Annotated in this window: 11 protein-coding genes; 9 read left to right on the top strand and 2 right to left on the bottom strand. The window is 56.2% G+C overall.

Features of this window, described 5'->3' with window-relative positions; all coding sequences use genetic code 11:
- Window positions 1-52: 52 nt before the first annotated feature.
- Both HKD42_RS08205 and HKD42_RS08200 read left to right on the top strand, forming a co-directional pair.
- Complete coding sequence (locus HKD42_RS08205; protein ID WP_170012357.1) at window positions 53-670, top strand: hypothetical protein; 618 nt, start codon at window positions 53-55, stop codon at window positions 668-670.
- A gap of 323 nt (window positions 671-993) precedes the next feature.
- Window positions 994-4350, top strand: a complete 3357-nt coding sequence (locus tag HKD42_RS08200) for an amidohydrolase family protein (protein WP_170012355.1) — start codon at window positions 994-996, stop codon at window positions 4348-4350.
- Window positions 4351-4502: 152 nt separating this feature from the next.
- On the opposite strand, the gene HKD42_RS08195 is transcribed toward HKD42_RS08200, so the two are convergent.
- Complete coding sequence (locus tag HKD42_RS08195) at window positions 4503-6071, bottom strand: sulfatase (RefSeq protein ID WP_211483572.1); 1569 nt, start codon at window positions 6069-6071, stop codon at window positions 4503-4505.
- Window positions 6072-6163: 92 nt separating this feature from the next.
- Here HKD42_RS08195 and HKD42_RS08190 point away from each other — a divergent pair, with 92 nt between their 5' ends.
- On the top strand, window positions 6164-6766 hold the full coding sequence (locus HKD42_RS08190) for a gluconate 2-dehydrogenase subunit 3 family protein (RefSeq protein ID WP_170012353.1): 603 nt from the start codon (window positions 6164-6166) through the stop codon (window positions 6764-6766).
- On the top strand, window positions 6763-8493 hold the full coding sequence (locus tag HKD42_RS08185; RefSeq protein WP_170012351.1) for a GMC oxidoreductase: 1731 nt from the start codon (window positions 6763-6765) through the stop codon (window positions 8491-8493). Before HKD42_RS08190 ends, HKD42_RS08185 begins: the two co-directional genes overlap by 4 nt.
- Before the next feature lie 5 nt (window positions 8494-8498).
- Here the strand turns inward: HKD42_RS08185 and HKD42_RS08180 are convergent, their stop codons facing one another.
- Complete coding sequence (locus HKD42_RS08180) at window positions 8499-9122, bottom strand: 3-keto-disaccharide hydrolase (RefSeq protein ID WP_170012349.1); 624 nt, start codon at window positions 9120-9122, stop codon at window positions 8499-8501.
- Between the two features lie 206 nt (window positions 9123-9328).
- On the opposite strand from HKD42_RS08180, the gene HKD42_RS08175 reads away from it, so the two are divergent.
- The 5 genes from HKD42_RS08175 (at window position 9329) to HKD42_RS08155 (ending at window position 19267) form a co-directional block, all read left to right on the top strand.
- On the top strand, window positions 9329-11008 hold the full coding sequence (locus HKD42_RS08175; protein ID WP_170012347.1) for a sulfatase family protein: 1680 nt from the start codon (window positions 9329-9331) through the stop codon (window positions 11006-11008).
- Between the two features lie 327 nt (window positions 11009-11335).
- Window positions 11336-14086, top strand: a complete 2751-nt coding sequence (locus HKD42_RS08170; RefSeq protein WP_211483571.1) for a family 78 glycoside hydrolase catalytic domain — start codon at window positions 11336-11338, stop codon at window positions 14084-14086.
- Window position 14087: 1 nt separating this feature from the next.
- Entirely contained in the window at window positions 14088-15410 is a 1323-nt protein-coding gene (locus tag HKD42_RS08165) for a sulfatase family protein (RefSeq protein WP_170012343.1), read from the top strand.
- Window positions 15411-15456: 46 nt separating this feature from the next.
- Window positions 15457-17811 (top strand): glycoside hydrolase family 3 N-terminal domain-containing protein, encoded by a 2355-nt coding sequence (locus HKD42_RS08160; RefSeq protein WP_170012341.1) that lies wholly within the window; start codon window positions 15457-15459, stop codon window positions 17809-17811.
- 16 nt (window positions 17812-17827) lie between these two features.
- Complete coding sequence (locus HKD42_RS08155; RefSeq protein ID WP_170012339.1) at window positions 17828-19267, top strand: right-handed parallel beta-helix repeat-containing protein; 1440 nt, start codon at window positions 17828-17830, stop codon at window positions 19265-19267.
- Window positions 19268-19356 lie beyond the last annotated feature (89 nt).

Here is a 19356-nt window from a genome sequence, read left to right as displayed (position 1 = left end):
AATAATTCGTCTACCCACTTGCTTGGGTGTGCTGCTATGATAATACACTAATATGGGCGGTTATAATTCTGGTAGGCAAGGCGGGCGGCCAATTGCAGAGCAATCCTTAAAGGTTGATCTGGCTTTGATGCTTCGCAAGGGCTGGATTGCTGAGGGGCGTTCCAATGGCGGATCGCTAAGCTGGAGCAGAGGCGGGGAACCGGCTGGCAATATCCAATATTATGCAGACCTATCTGATCCAGCGAATGCAAGCCTGACACTAAACTATAAACGCCAGCGATATGGTGAGGATTGGATAAGCCGGGAACAGCATATACGCTTGGACTATACCCAGCCGCATTTTGGCGGGCGGCGTTGGTGGATGATCTGTCCAGTGCGCGGAGTACGGGCTGGCAAGCTATATCTGCCATCAAACGGTGATATATTCGCTGGGCGGCAAGCATGGCGGCTGGGTTATAAGTCGCAACGCATTGCGCCGCGTGACAAGCCCTTTGAAGCGTTGTTCCGGTTGCAGAGGCGCTTGGGATGCAATGAAGGCTGGGAACAGCCTATACGCCGCCCTAAAGGGATGTGGCGGCAAACCTATGACCGGTTGGAGCAAGAGTATTGGGAATTGAACCTGCAATGCTCTTATCAGATGATGGCGCTTGTTAACCGGCTGCGCGGCTAGATTGGCCGATCAGACCCTTGCACCGGTAGGAACGCGCCAGATAATTGGGAATAAACTTGGGTATGGATTCCCGAATTGATAAACAATCAAGTAATATCAACATTTTATGAAGAGGGTTTTGCGGACTGTCTCTCCGCCACGCAATCGACCGACAAACCTACAAGACCTGCCGCTTAGCCGCCTTGGCTGAGGGGCAGTTTCTTACTGCCTGATTGACGTGTGGACTTGCCATAGTTCCGTCAATCAGAGACTAGTGGCGTTTAGTTTGACAGCGCGGATCCCGGCCCGCTTGCCATTGGGATCTGCCAGGGGAGTATTTGTATATGCGCCGTTTGACCCTTCGCCAATGTGTTGCCGTGATGCTTTCAGGATCCGTTTTGGCGAGTGCAAGTCCTGCGCTCGCGGATAATCACGAGGGCGCTTCGGAGGGTGGTGACGGTGCCAAGTGGGATGTTCAGGCGCCCACCGGAGCGACTATCCGCGAGGTTCCTATCGAGACGGATGAAGGCACGTGGATGGACGTTGATGTGTCCCCTGATGGCCGATCCATCGCATTCACTATGCTGGGCGACATTTACACCGTTCCGATCACCGGCGGCGATGCAACGCGGATCGCTGAAGGTCTGGCGTGGGAGGTGCACCCGCGCTTTTCACCCGATGGTTCGCGCATTGCGTTCACCTCTGATCGCGGGGGCGGCGACAATATCTGGATCATGAACGCAGACGGTTCGGACAAGCGGCAGCTGACCAAAGAAAGTTTCCGCCTGTTGAACCAGCCCACCTGGTCGCCGGACGGGCGCTTTATTGCGGCCAAGAAGCACTTCACCACACAGCGTTCGCTCGGCACAGGAGAGATTTGGATGTACCATGTCTCTGGCGGGGGCGGTGTCCAAGTGGTTGAGCGGCGCGACCCAGCGCTTCAAAAGGAACTCGGCGAACCGATCTTTTCACCCGACGGCAAGGCGATTTACTACACCCGCAACACAACCGGCGGAAACACGTTTGTCTACGCTCAGGATTCCAATGCAGGGGTGTTTGCGATTGAAAAACACGATCTCGAAAAGGGTGAAGTCACCACTGTGGTCGATGGCTATGGCGGTGCGGTGCGCCCGGCGCCTTCGCCAGATGGCAAGCAAATCGCGTTTGTCCGGCGCGATAAGGATACATCGCAGCTATGGGTGAAAAATCTCGCCAGCGGGCGTGAGCGGATGATTTACGACGCGCTTGATCTGGATGTGCAGGAGACCTGGGCGGTCACCGGTGTTTATCCCAATATCGATTGGACGCCCGACGGTGCATCCATCGTTTTTTGGGCAGGAGGCAAACTTAACCGGGTGAACGCCGACGGGGCGGGCCATGCGGTGATCCCTTTTAACGTAACCGACACGCGCGGGATTGCAGATGCGCCCCATCCGGCGATCGAAGTATCTCCCGACCGGTTTACCACCAAGATGGCCAAATTCGGCACGCTTTCGCCCGATGGCAGCCGCGTCGTTTTTGAAACGCTGGGCAAATTGCACACAAAATCGGCACGCGGCCGTGATGGCGCTCGCCCGATGACCGGCGACACCAGCGACGCGGTCGAGGCCTATCCCGCCTTCAGCCGTGACGGTTCAAAGCTCGCCTTTGTGCGCTGGACCGATGACGGGCTGGGCGAGATTGTTGTGGCGAATGCAAATGGCGCGAATGCCAAGGTCGTATCGCCTGCGCCCGGTCATTACGCGAACCTTGCCTGGTCACCCGATGGGCGGACGATCGCGTATGAGAAGCGCCGCGGCGGCTATCTCACCGCGCCAGAGCAATCGGAAAATCCGGGAATCTATCTGCAAGCGGTGAGTGGCGGTGACCCGGTGCTTGTGACGCGCAGCGGCTCTACGCCGCAATTCGGTGCATCAAACAGCCGCATTTTCATGGTCGGACGCTCGGGCGAAAAGCTCGCCTTGATGTCGTCGGATCTGGATGGGGAAAGGGTGCAGACCCACGCAACCGGAAGCCTTGTGAACGATTTCCGCATCGCGCCCGATAGTGAGACGATTGCTTTCCGCCAGAATTATGAAGTGTTTGCGATGCCGGTTATCCCGGGCGGCAAGCCGGTCGATGTCAGCGAGACTCAAGGGCCGGTCCCAATCACTATGGTCTCCAAGGGCGGCGCAGACTTTATGGGCTGGGCGCGCGGCGGCGAGACCCTGTTTTGGTCGATTGGCCCTCAGTTGAAGCAGGCTCAGGTCAACGATTTCTTCGCTTCTAAACCCAAAGGTGAGGATGATGAGGCCGGCTATGAAACGCCGGACAGCGCTATCTCGATGGCGGTCACGGTCAATAAAGCTGTGCCTCCGACTATGGTAGCCATCACGGGCGCGAAGATACTAACCATGGCCGTTGGTCTTGATGCTGAGGATGCTGGCGTCATTGAGAACGGCGTCATTATCATCGACGGGGACCGGATCGCGGCCATCGGCCCAGCGGGCGAAGTGGACGTGCCAGCCGGAGCTACGGTGGTCGATGCCAAAGGCAAAGTGATCATGCCCGGATTTGTCGATGCGCACCACCATGGGCCACACGGCACAGGGGAACTGATCCCGCAGCAGAACTGGAGCCTGGTTCAGGATCTGGCGATGGGCACCACGACCACGCACAACCCGTCCAGCGATGCGAGTCTGATCTTCGCCTCGGCCGAACGGCAGATGGCAGGTAAGCTTTTGGCGCCGCGCATCTTCTCAACCGGAGAAATCGTTTACGGGGCCAAAGCGCCGAGCATCTACGCGCGGATCGACACATACGAAGAAGCGCTGGCCCATGTGCGCCGGATCAAGGCCCAAGGCGGCATCTCGATCAAGAACTACAACCAGCCGCGCCGCGAACAGCGCCAGATGGTGGCCCGTGCGTCAGCGGAAGAAAATATGCTGGTCGTGGCCGAAGGCGGCTCGCTGTTCGGGATGGATATGAACCTGATCGCTGATGGCAATTCGACCATGGAACATAATGTGCCGGGCGATGTCTTTTATGAAGACGTTCTGCAATTCTTTGGTCAGTCGAATACCAACTATACGCCCACTTTGACGGTCACATATGGCGGCCTTGCGGGCGATCCGTACTGGCGTCAGGCGATGGATGTGTTCGACCACCCGCTGATGATCCATTCACCGCCCAAGGTGCTTTTGGCAAGCAGCGGGCGGCGCACAAAGGCACCTGAATGGGCCTTTGTAGACGACAACGCTGCACGCGAGGCCAAGAAACTCTCTGATCGCGGGGTCAAGGTGTCGATCGGCGCGCATGGCCAGCAGCCGGGCCTTGGCGCCCATTGGGAAATCTGGAGCTTCGCCCGCGGCGGCTTCAGCGCCGTCGAAGCACTCAAAACCGCGACGATCTACCCCGCGCAATCGCTCGGCATGGAAAAGGATGTAGGCAGTCTTGAGGTGGGCAAGCTGGCCGATCTTGTGGTCCTCACCGCAGACCCCACCATCAACGTGCGTGATAGCGACAAGATCGAAAGCGTGATGATCGGCGGGCGGATGTATAATGCCAAGACAATGCAGGAAGTTGCCACAGGTAACGGCGGACGCCGCACCTATTGGTGGGAAGCGGGCATGGGCGGCAATGCGGGCGGCTCTCAGCGTGCAACCCACGCTGGCGGCGGACACAATCACGGTGATGGCGATGGAGATAGCCACTCTTATTGAGGGCTAAATTTGAGGGTCAAATCGGGCACTGAAAGTGGCTGGCAGCAATTGGGCGGTGAACTGATGACCGGGTTCATAGCGGCTATGCGTTGACACTAGACCTTTCGCTCACAGGGTTTGTCAGATTGACCGTAGCTATCTGAAAATAGCAGCTACTTGCCTAGTTGTTGGGCAATGAGCTGCTGATTGATGGCCGCATCATATTCGGGATTCAGCTGGGTTGGCACATCTGCGCCAGTTTCCTGTCGCCACGCGCCGAGTTTGCGCTTTAACTCTGACATCTTTTCTGGCCGTCTGATTGCCAGATTATCCCGTTCGCTGATGTCGTTGGATAGATCGTAGAGCTCATACTCGTCACGCTCAAAATAGTGGATCAGCTTCCAGTCTCCGCTGCGTATCGCACTGCCTGGCCGAGTGCGAAATAGCGGATCCTGAGCTTGGTCTGCCAGCCCGTTATGCGCTTGTAGATAGACAGGAAAGTGCCAAAACAGATCACGGGTTTCGATCTTTTTCTTGCCCAGAAAAACAGAGCTCAAGTCCATCCCGTCCAGAACTTGGTCCGGGCGTTTCGCATTCGCGAGGCTCAGCAATGTCGGGTAAAAATCGGCGTTGATGACCGGGGTATGATCCGCCCGGGGCGCAATTTTCCCGGGCCACCGAACTAGCAAGGGCACCCTCAGTCCACCTTCATAGTAGGAGCCTTTTCCTGCACGAATGGGTGATGGGAACGATGGCATACGGTAGCCACCATTGTCTGAGGTGAAGATGACAATAGTATCATCAGCCAGGCCCTCGGCTTCCAACATTGTCAGTATCCGGCCGACATTCTTGTCCATCATCTCGACCATCGCGGCATAGTTGGCCTGTTTGCCGCCGAGTATGCCTTTGTCCCGGTATTTTTGCACTGTGGCCTCCGGTGCCTGTAGCGGCGTGTGGACCGAATAATACGGAACATAGGCAAAGAACGGAGCTCCCTTCGCCGATTTCATCCATTCGATGACGTCTGAGGTAAGGCGATTGGTCAGATATTCGCCATTCGGGCCATCTTCGATGTTTGGCAGTCTGTAGGGGCTGAAATAATGAAAGGTCATTCCCTGACCGCTACCGGCGACATTGACATCGAAGCCTTGGGTGTCGGGATCGTCACCCAAATGCCACTTGCCAAAATGACCTGAGGCATAGCCCGCATCTTTCAGTGCCTCTGCCAAAGTGATCACGTTTGGTTGTAGACCCCGTTTATTGGCAATCGGGATCAGCTTTCTTGTTCTGCTATCCCCCCTTGTTGACGGCGAGACAGTGTAGATGCCGTGTCGCGGGCCATACTGGCCCGACATCAAAACCGCGCGGCTGGGGGCACAATTTGCCGCGCCTGCATAGGCATTGTCGAAACGTACGCTTTGCTGTGCCATCGCGTCGATATTGGGCGTTTCGAGCAGGTCGGTGGTCTGGTTATACCCGACGTCGGACCAACCCAGATCGTCAACCACAATCATGATGATATTCGGTTGCGCTGCTGATGTGCCGCCGCTGGAACGGTCCGCCAACCGGTCAGAACTTGCCGCGCAACCGCTGAGCGCAAAGCCGAGAAGCACTATCAAAAGGTGTAGTTTGACGGCCCCAATGAGGCTGTAATCGGAGGCTGCCAAGGATGACGGAGCACACATGTCATCGGAATGGCCGCTGCGCTCACCGGTCGAATTGTATAGCTTTGGAGACGTCATTTGATTGCATTAGCGCGAAAATGATCACATGTGTAGTATCGAGCTGGCGCCAAGTATTCTGGGGAGTCCGGAGAGGGCGGAGAGGGCGGAGTATGCAATTCGAACAATCGCGACGTCAGTTTCTGCGCCAGTGCAGAATCGGTGCTTTACCGATTCCTCTCGCGATATCCGCATGCGCCGGTCCAACATCGCAGTGCGATGCCAGTAGTTGGGAAATCGCGAGGCTAGAGGCTGGCAAGTTCTTCGACTGTTACCACATCAGCGTGCTGAGTGATGTTGCGGACCTGATAATTGAGAGCCCTGAAAAGCCAAACGCTAGCGAGGCGCAAGTCGTAAGCGGTATCGATGATATGATCGGCGATTGGGCAGGGCCGGCACTCAAGGTCCGGCTGGCTCGGCTGCCGAATTATCTCGACATTTATGCATTATCTTCCGCTGGGGAGATGTATCCATTTCTGCCGCAGGATAGACGCCGGCGGGTGCTGGCTGGTTTCGATGCCGCAGCTTTTGCCGATCGCCAAACGGATGCCAGCATTGCCTACCGCGAATTCAAATCGTTGATGCTGCGTTTTTACCTGTCGAGCGCTGACGCCAATCGCGATTATGTCCGTGTCCCCGGTGGCTATTATGGCGATTTGAGCGACAGCGAATATAACGCCTTGCTGCGCGAGCGGGCAGAGAGATTTACCGGATGAGCAGCGCAAATTCGGCCAGTTTTGATGCTATTGTAGTCGGCTCGGGCATAACGGGTGGTTGGGTCGCAAAGGAGCTTTGCGAGCGCGGGCATGAGGTGCTTGTGATCGAACGCGGGCGGCATCTTGATCATCCGAGCCAAGAATATACAGACGGCCAAGCCCCCTGGGAGCTGGAATATCGCGGTCTTGTACCAGACTATCTTGCCGAGAATGATCGCTACGAAATGTTCCGCCGCAAGCGGCATATTTATCGAAATGAGCACCGGCAGTTTTTTGTAGATGATGCGGAATATCCATACAGCTATCCCAAGGACCGCCCTTTTATGTGGACCCGCGGCTACCAATTGGGTGGCCGGTCGATAACTTGGGCGCGGCAATGCTACAGGTGGAGCCAGCAGGATTTCGATGCCAATCGTAAGGATGGGCACGGCGTGCCATGGCCGATTGGCTATGATGATCTGGCGCAGTGGTATGATCGGGTGGAAGGTTTCGCAGGGGTGTCGGGCAATTCCGATGGTTTGGACTCTGTGCCTGATGGAAATTTCATCAAACCTTGGGCGATGAGCTGTGCCGAAGAATTCGTCGCCGCCAATCTGCGGAAAACCCGGCCGGATCGCCCGATGATCATCGGGCGCTGTGCCAATCTGACTGAGCCGACCGAAGCAGCGACTGCAGTGGGGAGGGGTGTTTGCCAAGCGCGTGCCCGTTGTTCCAGCGGTTGCGCCTATGGTGCCTATTTTTCTTCACTCTCCGCGACACTTCCAGCAGCCCGCAAGACTGGCAATTTATCAGTCGAGACCGATCAGATTGTCCAGTCGCTTATCTATGATGAAACCAGCGGCAAAGTTTCGGGTGTTCGGACAATCGGAGCCAAAGACAAGAGACAACAAACATTCACTGGCAAGATGGTCTTTTTGAATGCCGGCTCTCTCAATTCGGTCCATATCCTGCTCAATTCTCGCAGTGAGCGATATCCAAACGGGCTCGCAAACAGCAGTGATAAGCTGGGCCGCTACATCATGGATCATTTTGGCGGGGCTGGTGCATCAGGTGATGTTCCTGGTTTTGATGATCGGTATGCCTTTGGCCGCCGACCGGTCGGAATTTATGTTCCAAATTACCGGCATGAGCAAAAGGAAGACGCAGATTTTTTGCGCGGCTTCGGCTTTCAGGGAAGCGCCCAGCAGCGAACATCAGATCGCCCAAAGGAGAATGCAAAAGGTGTTGGTAACGCGCTCTGGCAAGGCGGACGCCAAGGGGCCAATTGGCGCATGACCCTTTTCATGTATGGTGAAATGCTCCCTTATGCTGAAAACCGCGCCACGCTGCACGCGAGCAAAACCGATCAGTTCGGTATTCCGCTGTTGCATATTGACTGCGAAGGGCGACAAAACGAGAAAAAGATGCGGTCCCAAGGGTCAAAGGATGCGGTAGATATCCTGACTGCGGGCGGGTGCGAGAACATCCGCGAGATTGCCCCAGATCCCGACGCATTCATCATGCTGGGGGAACGTACCCACGAAATGGGCGGTGCCTGTATGGGCGAAGATCCCAAAGCGTCAGTGGTAAACGGATGGTGCCAGTCGCACGATATTCCCAACCTGTTCATCAGCGATGGTGCCGTGATGTCGTCTTGCGGTACGCAGAACCCTTCACTCACCTATATGGCTTTGTCCGCAAGGGCCGCCCACTATGCCGCCGACCTGCTGCAAGAAGGTGCGATCTGAACCCGTCAGGGTATGCGCCAGCGCTCGATATCATCTGTTATAATGCGGATGTTGCGCCATGAAATGTAATCGCCCGGTTTCCCCATCGGCTTGCCAGGCGGAACGCTGTGGACCTGAAGGCCAATAACACCTGCAGTTAGATTGCTGTCGATTAGCCTTGCACATGGGACGCCGTTTAAGAAGGTACGCAGATCAGGTCCGAGCGCCTCAATTCGCATCGTGTTCCAATTGCCGCGTCTGAAGCTGGCGCGGCAGGCCTCGTTACTGTCGATCCTGACAAGCCACCCCCGCAATGCCTCTTCAAACAGCCCGCCGGTCCAGCCGCGCGGGCTAGGGTCTATCTCCGCTTGATAGCCGAATAATCGCCCTTCGCGGTATGCCGGATCAGAGCCTGCGCGGAACATGATGCCAGAGTTCAGTGAACCGTCAGAGAGGAATTCAGCTTCTAAAATGAAGTCGTCATAGTTTTGCTTGGTGACCAAGAATGCGCTCGGCTGCTGCTTTGCGGCAGTGCCGGTGATGATGCCGTTTGCCACGGTAAATTCATGGTTCCCACCGTGTACCCGCCAATTATCGAGCGTTTTTCCATCAAACAGTTCTTGCCAAACCTTCTGAGGCGGCGTCGGCATTTGATTTGGTGGCACCGGCATACATGCGCTGAGCAAGACCAGAAACGACCAGGTGATCCAGGCGCGCCTTTGAGATATTTCCGGCGTCTTGCGACTGCTCGACTTAGCTGTGGTCATCGCAATGTCCTTCGCTTGAAATTGATCGAAATTGCCTGTTTTTGATCATGAATGTGGTAAATTGGCAAGGGCTCGCTAAGATAGCCCCTATGCGACACTACCTCCTCGTTCTTGTGCTTGCCTTGCTTCAGGCCTGTGCTGCTGCGCCGGATCCTTCCGCGACACCCGTTACGGGCGAGCTGTCCCGGCCCAATATCATTTTGATCACGGCAGAGGACCTTAGTCCGCGGGTTGGGTTTATGGGCGATCCGGTTGCCGTGACGCCAAATCTCGATCGGCTGGCATCGCAAAGCGTGGCATTTACCCGCGCTTTCACGACAGCGGGCGTGTGCTCACCCTCGCGGGCGGCGTTGATTACGGGCGTGCATCAGCAGACATTGGGCGCGCACAATATGCGTACCTCCAGCTATGGTGAGAATATGGATGAGGGCGCGCCTTACCGGGCTGTTCCTCCTCCGCAAGTGAAGGCGTTCCCGGAGCTGTTGCGGGCAGCAGGCTATTTTACCACAAATGATTTCAAGACAGATTATCAGTTCGGCAATGCCTTTACGATTTGGGATGACAACCGAAAGGGGGCGGATTGGACTGCGCGGGCGGAGGGGCAGCCGTTCTTTGCAATGATCAATCATGAGGTCACGCATGAAGGACGGACTTGGCCGCCCGATACAGACCCAGCGCTGCATCCTGTCGTGGCCCGGCGCGGTCCGCTCAACGCGGCGATTGATGCAGGGAAAGACTTTCCATTGACCAACCCGGCGACTGTACGGGTTCCCGACTATTGGCCTGATACGCCTGCTGTTCGTGCCAATCTCGCGCGATTTTATGACAATATCCGGGTGATGGACCGGCAGGTGGGTGAACTGCTCGCCAAGTTGGAGGCAAACGGACGGTTTCAAGACAGCATCATCATCTTTACAACCGATCACGGCGATGGTCTGCCGCGCCATAAGCGCACAATATTTGATAGCGGTACGCGAGTGCCGATGTTGGTCCGTTTCCCCGATGGATATGGCGCTGGCACGCAGCGGCACGATCTGGTGAGCTTTATCGATATTGCGCCGACGATCCTGGGCTGGGCTGGTGTTCCGGTGCCTGACTGGATCCAAGGGCGGCGGCTATTCGATGACCCCGCACCTGAGGCGATCTTTATGGCTGGTGACAGATTTGACGAGGTGCCGCAAAGGTTTCGAGGCGTCCGCGAGGAGCGTTGGCACTACATCCGGTATTTCAGTGATCAGCCGGTCATCCCCTCGCTCAGATATCAGAACGTCAATCCGATCATGCGCGAGATGCGGCGGCTGAACGCGGCGGATAAGCTTTCACCTTTGCAGGCCTCCTATCTCAACGGTCCGGCACCGCGCGAATTCCTGTTCGACACGCAAGAGGACCCCGACGAGCTTCGCAATCTGGCGGATGATAGACGCTTTGCCCCAATTAAGTCGCGGCTCTCGCGCCGGATGGAGAGGTGGATCGATCAAAGCGGCGATCTCGGACTTGTCCCCGAGCGCGAGCTGGTCGCCCGGATATGGCCTGATGGAAAGCAGCCAAAAACAGCAGCCGTGACTGCTTGCCGTCTCGCCAATGGGCGGGTGCGACTGCGGTCTGCTACACCGGGCGCATCCATTGGTTGGGGCCCTGATGATGCCGGCCAAAATCTCTATTCGAATGCGATAGATACCGCCGCAGATTTTAGAGCGCGCGCTGTGCGATACGGCTACATACCCAGCGACGAGGTGCTGATTACTCCGCTATCGCTTCTGCCATGCTAACCTATGCGAAGCCTGCCTGAATTTGGATGTCGGCGGACGCTAAGTGCCCGGCGCTGCGTTCCGCTCTAACGGCTGATTATAGCCGCGCGGCGCACTGGCTTCCTAAGCCGATCCGCCCGGTATCAATTTGAGGACCATGTAGGAGCGGCGCAGACAAGATGCTTGGAAATGATCTAAAATGCGTGTAGATGCTCATTATAGATTATAAGTGATTGTGAGGGTTGGATGTTCAGCAGGTCATTGCGCGGCGTTGTTCTAGGGCTTTTGATTCTCAGCATGCAGGGTTACGCTGCACCATCGCCTGTTGAAGCTGCATCCCAACCGCTAGTGGCTAAAAAAATAGTCGCTGCCCCCTTACGCCTCAGCACTGAAAGCCGAAGCAACCCGCTGGACGTTGACCGCCGGGCGCCCCGTTTAGCTTGGCGGAGCCCGGTAACCAGCCAGAGCGCCTATGAAATTCAGGTGGCGCGCTCTCCTGCTGCTTTGAGATCAGGCCGGGCCGATCTTTGGAGCAGTGGCCGTGTGCAAGATGGGCGCTCCCTTGCCGTCGCGTATAAAGGATCGCCGCTCGCCTCGCGTCAGCGCGCGTTTTGGCGCGTACGGATTTGGGCGGATGGTGCGAGTGCTCCGAGTCCATGGAGTGAGATCGCATCATGGCAGATGGCGTTGCTGAAGCAGGAAGACTGGCAGGCATCATGGATCACTGCGCCGGATTTCGATCCTGCAAAATCGACGCCCGGCCTAGAACGATGGTTGAATGCAACCGCCGCTGATCCGCAATTCAAAAACGCTGCGACTGTCGCGGATACCAAACAGAAGCTGCGCGATGTCCGGCCTGCAGCATATTTTCGCAAGGTCTTTACAATTGACCGGCCTGTCAAATCTGCGCTGCTTTATTCGACGTCCGCTGGATATTCAGAATTTTATCTGAGCGGACAAAAGATTGGCGACCGTGTCCTCAATCCAGCCCAGACTGATTATGACAAGCGCATCTATTACGATGTTGATGATCTTACAGACCGGCTCAGCGTTGGGGATCACGCACTAGCGATACATCTTGGTAACGGTTTCTACGGCGAGCGGACCGCATTCGGATTAGACAAACTGTTTTACGGCGAACCTGCTGCTATCGCTCAACTTGAAATTCAGTTTGAAGATGGCTCGAGCGAGATCGTCTCGACTGATGCAAGCTGGCGCGCGCATCCCTCGCCAATTTTGAAGAATGGCGTTTATTCCGGCGAAGTCTACGATGCCCGCAAACAGGTTCCCGGCTGGTCCGAAGCCGGGCTTCAGGCATCCGGATCATGGCGTGCTGCGCAGGTTCTGACGACCTCACCGACCGAGCTGTTAGTGGCGGCAGAAATGCCGCCCGTTCGCCGCGTCACAGAGGTTAAGCCAATCGCTGTCTACAACCCCGATAACAATGTCTGGACGATAGATTTCGGGCAGAACTTCACTGGTTTGCCGACTATCGACCTTTCTGAACTCGGCTTGACCAAGGGGCAGACTGTCATTTTCCGTTTCGCAGAATGGGCTGATGACAAAGGCAATATCGGCATGAACTCTGGCGGCGGCGCGCCGCGCACCAAACAGGTCGATGCCTATGTGTCCGATGGTAATGATGACACACCTTGGTCGCCTTCCTTTACTTGGCATGGCTTTCGCTATTTGGAAATTAGCGGGATCGATGCACCACCACCGCTCGATGCAATCACTGCCCACCTGACCCGGACAGATATCGACCGGATTGGACGCTTCGTCTCGTCGGACCCGCTGCTTAACCGCATTCACGAAACCGCCTTGTGGTCGTTCGAAACCAACATGGTCTCTGTCCTGTCCGACTGCCCAATCCGAGAGCGCAATGGCTGGACCGGTGACGCGCATGCGATCGTCCAAACGGCGAGCTACAATTTCGCCATGGGTCCCTTTCTGGACAAATATCTCGGCGATTTCAGGACTACAGATTTCATCTCACCGGCCATCGTGCCGGGCCGGCGCACGCATTCGGGCAAGATCGATTGGGCTGCAGCAGAAGTCTTCCTGACATGGGAGCATTATCTCCACACCGGCGATGTGTCCGTAATTGAGCGGCAATATGACAGTCTTTTGGATTATGTCGCCTATGTCGAAAAGGCGATGGACGATGATCGAGTAACCAATCCGTTTCACTATTACGGTGACTGGTGTGATGCATTGCCAGAGCTCGGCATGGAGCGACCACTGGGCCGCTGCGCATCGTTCAGCACGCCGGGCGATCTGACGGCAACTGCGCTGATGGCGCGGGTGTTCCAGCAAATGTCGGATATGGCCGAACAGCTTGGCCGAAGCGAAGAAGCCGAAGCGTTCCAACAGCGCTACAAGGATGTCAGCGCAGCATTTGACCGTGCCTATTATCAAGGGGAAACCACCGGATATGGCAGCCAGACTGCCAACGCGATGGCGCTGCAATTTGGCATAGCGCCTGAGCATAAACGATCATCGATTGCGGCGGCGATTGACGCTGATGTTCGTGAGAAGTGGAACGGCCATGCTTCCGTCGGAGCTTTGGGTCAGACATGGCTATATCCCGCGCTATCGGATGCCGGTTATGATGATACAGCCTTTGGAATATTCAAGGCGGAGGGGCCTCCTGGCTATTCCTATCTGTTTGACACGCTGAATGGCACGACCTTGTGGGAAAATATCACCGGGTACGATCCCAAAGAGGGCGCCGAGCCGGGGCGCTCGCTCAATCACCCATTCAAAGGCGGTTACGACGCCTGGTTCTACAGCGGATTGGGCGGGATCAATCCTGATCCAGCCATTCCGGGATATAAGAGCTTCTTTCTACGGCCCGTTTTCCCGACGGATCTCGATCAGGCAACCGTATCGCTGGAAACGGGTTATGGCACTATTGCGAGCGAATGGAAACGTGACACTGACGGTATTGTCTGGCGCGTTGAGGTGCCAAGTAACACCTCTGCCACAGTAAACCTGCCCGGTATGCCAAATGAAGGGCGGAAAATTGGGCCTGGCAAGCACCGCTTTGTTCTCAGCTCATCGGGTGGCTGGAATACTTCTGAAAATGGGGGAACATAGCATGCTGTCTACGTTCAAAATGCGTCTGGTCGCTGTGGCCGGGGTGGTTGCGGCACTCGCAAGCTGCACTCTGCAACAAAGCGGTACTGCGGTAGGAGGGGGCAGCTCGACTGTGACGCCGCCCAATATCGTCTGGATTATAGCCGACGATCAGGCCTACAGCGATTTCGGTTTTATGGGGCATGACCTAGTTCGGACACCCCACCTAGATAAGTTGGCTTCTGAATCTGCCGTTTTTCCAAATGGCTATGTGCCGTCTAGCCTATGCCGGGCATCTCTCGCCACGCTGATCACCGGTAAGTATGCATTCGATCACGGGATATGTTTCAACAATCCCCCGGAAGGCATTCCGCATTCGATGACGACCAGTTTTCTCGACACCCAGAGGCCGATTCCGCTGGCCTTGCGGGAAGGCGGCTATCGTAGCCTGCAAACAGGGAAATTCTGGGAAGGCGTTTACACCAATGGCGGCTTCACCGATGGGATGAGCCAAGGTACCCGGCATGGCGATGCTGGCTTGCGGATTGGCCGCAAAACGATGGAGCCGATCCGCACATTCCTCGCGGAGAACAAGGAAGATCCCTTCTTTATCTGGTTTGCTCCTTATCTGCCGCACGCTCCGTTCGATGCGGTGGAGAGTTACAAGGAGCCCTTTCGTGGCAAAGGGTTGAGCAAGCGAGAGATCGGATATTACGCCAACATCTCTTGGCTCGATGATACTGTCGGGCAGTTGATGGATATCCTCGAAAAAAGTGGCAAGGCCGACAATACGGTCATCATGTTCGTTGTCGACAATGGTTGGCTTCCCAATCGTGATGGGGAAAGTTTCCGGGATTTGCAGGATCGGACTTTACGGTTCGATGCGCGCAGCAAGCAATCCCCTTATGAAGGGGGTGTCCGGACACCAATATTTGTTCGTTGGCCAGGCCGGATTAAGCCGGGTCGTCACGATAATCTGATTAGCTCGATCGACTTTTTTCCTACGACATTGTCGCTGGCTGGGCTTTCACGCCAACCCGATCTTCCCGGGCGAGATTTGCTGCCGTTTCTGAAACAGCAAGCGAGCCTGCCTCCGCGCACAGTGTTCGGTGAAATCTATTATCATGACTCGATCGAGCTGGGTGACCCGAAGGTCAACATGACCCATCGCTGGGCAAGGAAAGGCGATTGGAAGCTTATCCTTAATGACCACAATCAGGGCCAGCCAGAACTCTACAATCTGGTCTTGGACCCGCAGGAAAAGAGCAATCTGTCCGCTGATCCGGAACAAGCAATGCGGGTATCCGCGATGCGGAACGAAATCGAAGAATGGTGGCCTGATTAGTGGCTTTTCAAAGAACAAAATTGACCGAACTGGGAGTTGAACCGACATGAAGATTGATCGCCGTGCGACGCTGGCAGGAATGGCTGGCCTTGGCTTTATCACTGCCGGAAATATCCATGGTGTCGCTTTTGCGCAAAGTGGTGATGACTATCGCGACACATCGCTGTCGCCAGCACGGCGCGCCAAGGCTCTGGTCGCGCTAATGACGCTGGACGAGGTTGGGGCGCAGCTCAATTGTCCGCGGGCGGCGGACGTTATGGCCGATGCCAAAGCGTTCGAAGCGGATTTTCCTTACTACCAATACGGCATTGGCGGGGTGTATTCTGCCAGTCTGGAAGCTGGACCGGAAGAGAATGCCCGGGCAGTCATGGCTTTACAGAAAGAGGTGGTCAGTCGCAGCCGCTTTGGTATCCCCGCTTTCATCTTCGAAGAATGTTTGGCGGGGCTGTTGGCGGATGGTGCCACACAATTTCCGCAAGCTATTTCGATGGCCTGTGCGTTCAATCCCACCCTTGTGGAACAAGCTTTCGCTGCCACTGCAAAGGAAGCCCGCTCGCGCGGGGCACAAGCGTGCTTCTCACCCAATATCGATATTTGCACCGACCCGCGTTGGGGGCGGGCAGAAGAGACGTGGGGAGAGGATCCCTACGTCGTGTCAGTTTCGGCGCGAGCTATCGTCAACGGGCTTCAGGGCGCGCGTAGTGAATATTTGCCGGCCGATCGTATCGCCACCAGCGTCAAGCATTTTGCCGGTTACGGGCAGGGTATTGGCGGACGCAACTTCGCGCCATCCCATATTGGCCCGGTAGAGCTGCAAAATGTGATCCTGCCGCCGTTCCGCACTGCAATTACAGAAGCAGGCTCGGTTGGATTGATGGCGTCACACGGAGAAATCGACGGAGTGCCGGCCCATGCTGACACGGCGTTGCTGTCAGATCTATTGCGCGATGATTGGGGCTTTGACGGGTATGTCGTGTCCGATTGGGATGACGTGCGCCGCATCCACAGTCTGCATGGCGTAGCCAAAGATGAAGCCGAGGCTGCGATTATGGGGCTGAAAGCCGGGGTTGATCTGGAGCTCGCCAATAACGGTGTTTATCTTATGCTCCCTCAACTGGTGCGCGACGGGAAGCTTGAAGAGAGCTATGTCCGCCGTGCGGCTGAGCGTGTGCTTGCGGCAAAGTTCAAATGCGGTTTGTTCGATCTGCCTTGGGCGGAGCCGGCCAAGGCTGCCAGCCTGGCACGCAGTCCGAAGCATCGCGCGCTCGCCCGTAAGATGGCGGAGGAATCCGCAGTCTTGCTACAGAATGAAGGCGACATTCTGCCGCTCGACAAAGGAAACACAAAGAAAGTTCTCGTTACCGGTCCGAACGCGGCTTCGGTTCATCTTGGCGGATATTCGCCGAAACCTTTCGTGGGTGTGAGCGTGCTGGAGGGTGTGCAGGCGCTGGGCAAGAAAGCCGGCTTTGACGTGGTGTATGCACCGGGCTGCAGGATCACTGCTGGCGATGAAGGCAATAACGAGATTGAAACTGACGCGTCGGACGAGAGCGTTCAGGCTGATCCTGCGCGCAACCGCCAATTGATCGCCGAAGCGGTCGAAGCGGCCCAAGATGCCGATGTGATTATCATGTGCCTGGGCGGCAATGAAGCAACTGCGCGTGAAGCCTATTTTGCGGGGGACTCGCGCGGTGATCGCGACAGTCTCGACTTGATCGGTGAACAGAACGAGCTGGCCGCAGCCTTGCTGGAGCTGGACAAAAAGACTGTATCGGTTCTGATCCACGGTAGGCCGCTATCCCCGCGATATCTGGCCGAAAACTGCCCTGCTATCCTCGACACGTTCTACCCGGGAGAGGAAGGCGGCCATGCCATTGCCAGCATTCTGTTCGGTGATGTCAATCCAAGCGGTAAATTACCGGTTACGATTGCCCGCAATGTCGGCCAATTGCCCGCGTTCTATTACCAGAAACCGACCGGCAAGTTCCGCAACTATGTGTTCTCGGACTCGACGCCGCTTTATCCTTTTGGGCACGGCCTGAGTTATACCAGTTTTGAGTGCGGCGAGCCGCAACCCTCCAGCGGTTCTGTCGCTCGGGGCGGCAAAGTGAGAGTGAACGTTACTGTCCGCAACACCGGTGAGAGAGCCGGGCAGGAAGTCGTCCAGTTATATATCCGTGATGAGATCGCCAGCCGCACAAGGCCTGTCAAACAGCTTCGCGGCTTTAAGAAAGTGGCGCTTGATGCAGGTGAGAGCCGCACTGTCACTTTCGAGTTGCATACGGATGATTTTGGCTTCCGCGAGGCAGATGGGAAACTTCAAGTAGAGCCCGGGCGATTTGTTCTAATGGCCGGCCCTGACAGCGAGGCTCTCAAAACTGGCTCTATAACGCTAACCTAAATTCGGAGTAGTTTGCGTGAATAATCCCAAAACGCGTGTGCTTGCCGCAGGCTTGCTGGTGTCTGTCTGCCTACCGCTTGGCTCATGCGGGGGAGGGGACGGCTCATCATCAGCACCCCCGGTTGCATCCCCATCGCCAACCCCGACCCCGACTCCGACATCCACTCCGACCGGCACGTTCGCTGCGACAGGCGGTGAATGTGATGGAACTGCAGGATGGCAGGCCATTGCAGATGACGGGATGGACGATACCGCGGCGATCACCACCTCTTTGCAGCAGGCCGCGAATAAGGGTGATACGCTCACGATCCCAGCTGGCACCTACAATATTGACGACCCCGGCGGTGTGAGTGTCATAATCAAAAATGCGGATTTTGCGATTATCGCTACCGGTGTGGTTTTCGTCGCCGGGAGCAATGTCAACTCGGACATTATTGATTTTGACGCCACCACCTCCAGCTTCAGCGCCGCCTGCGGTGGAGATGCGTTGGTCAATGTTAGCTGGACGGGCGGAGAGATTGATATCTCTCGGGCTCATCTATCGGGTACAGTGCCGCAGGGGACATCGGTCGGAGCAACGACTACGGGCAATCCTGTCGCCAGCACAACGGATGGCCTGTCCATTCGCGGCGCCACGGGGGGAACTAGCCCGCGTGCTAAAGTGGATGCGGTCACTATCGACGGACTTACAGTGGTGGGCGCTCCCATCAGCTCCGCAAACCGTACAACCTATCTGACCGATCCGAACAATGCGGCAGCGGTCGACAGCACCACAGATACTTGGCGTAATGCCGGCGGCGATAGCGGAGTATTTGTCATGGGCGCCCAGTCTGCCCTGATTGAAAATTCTGTATTCTTCGGCATTCGCGATGCCAGCATTTATATGTCTGCGGCGCCATACAACGCTTCATTCGGTGCGAACTATGTAATGCGCAACAACCAGTTTTATGGGGGCTTCGACGGCATTTCATCAAAGCGCGGTGCGCAGAGCATTACGATGGAAGGCAATGTTTTTGTAAATGTAGTACGCGGCGTGTCGCTTGAATCGCTGGCGCAACCGTTACGCGACACTAACGGGCAGACATCCGAACGGATCGTTCAGCCGGTTTTGATACGCGATAATGTCTTCAACGGAGCCCAGCGGGCGGTTCAGGTTGAATCCGCGAACATGGTCACGGTGTCAGGCAATCTCATTCGCAATCTCGGTGCGCGTGTGGCCGGTCAAAACGGACCAGTGCGTTACAACCGGTACGAAGGGATAGTGCTGGAAGGGGTCACGAATGCATCGGTTGCGGGTAACCAGATCGCCGGTATTGGCGGCGCCCGGCAGAACGCATCCAACACGGTCGGGATCACGGTTGGACCGCATCAGGGCATTGTCGGCCCGATCATGTCATCCAATGTTGATATTGCAGCTGATAATATACTGACAAATCTCGATTCAAATATTGAGTAGCATTTTATAGTTTGGCCAAAATGCCCACAAAGGCTTTGGACGGGGGACCGTTCAAACCGATGATCCAAACAAAAAGGGGAGCGCCGATT

This window comes from Pontixanthobacter rizhaonensis (assembly GCF_012972675.1).
In the GTDB taxonomy this organism is placed as follows: Bacteria; Pseudomonadota; Alphaproteobacteria; order Sphingomonadales; family Sphingomonadaceae; genus Pontixanthobacter; species Pontixanthobacter rizhaonensis.
This window is presented reverse-complemented; position numbering and strand designations above follow the sequence as displayed.

Excerpts from the sequence above, each read along its gene's own strand:
- HKD42_RS08205 (WP_170012357.1), top strand. The coding sequence starts at position 53 with ATGGGCGGTTATAATTCTGGTAGGCAAGGCGGGCGGCCAATTGCAGAG.
- HKD42_RS08180 (WP_170012349.1), bottom strand. The coding sequence starts at position 9,122 with ATGCCGACGCCGCCTCAGAAGGTTTGGCAAGAACTGTTTGATGGAAAA.
- HKD42_RS08160 (WP_170012341.1), top strand. The coding sequence starts at position 15,457 with ATGAAGATTGATCGCCGTGCGACGCTGGCAGGAATGGCTGGCCTTGGC.
- HKD42_RS08165 (WP_170012343.1), top strand. The coding sequence starts at position 14,088 with ATGCTGTCTACGTTCAAAATGCGTCTGGTCGCTGTGGCCGGGGTGGTT.
- HKD42_RS08195 (WP_211483572.1), bottom strand. The coding sequence starts at position 6,071 with ATGACGTCTCCAAAGCTATACAATTCGACCGGTGAGCGCAGCGGCCAT.
- HKD42_RS08185 (WP_170012351.1), top strand. The coding sequence starts at position 6,763 with ATGAGCAGCGCAAATTCGGCCAGTTTTGATGCTATTGTAGTCGGCTCG.
- HKD42_RS08200 (WP_170012355.1), top strand. The coding sequence starts at position 994 with ATGCGCCGTTTGACCCTTCGCCAATGTGTTGCCGTGATGCTTTCAGGA.
- HKD42_RS08190 (WP_170012353.1), top strand. The coding sequence starts at position 6,164 with ATGCAATTCGAACAATCGCGACGTCAGTTTCTGCGCCAGTGCAGAATC.
- HKD42_RS08175 (WP_170012347.1), top strand. The coding sequence starts at position 9,329 with ATGCGACACTACCTCCTCGTTCTTGTGCTTGCCTTGCTTCAGGCCTGT.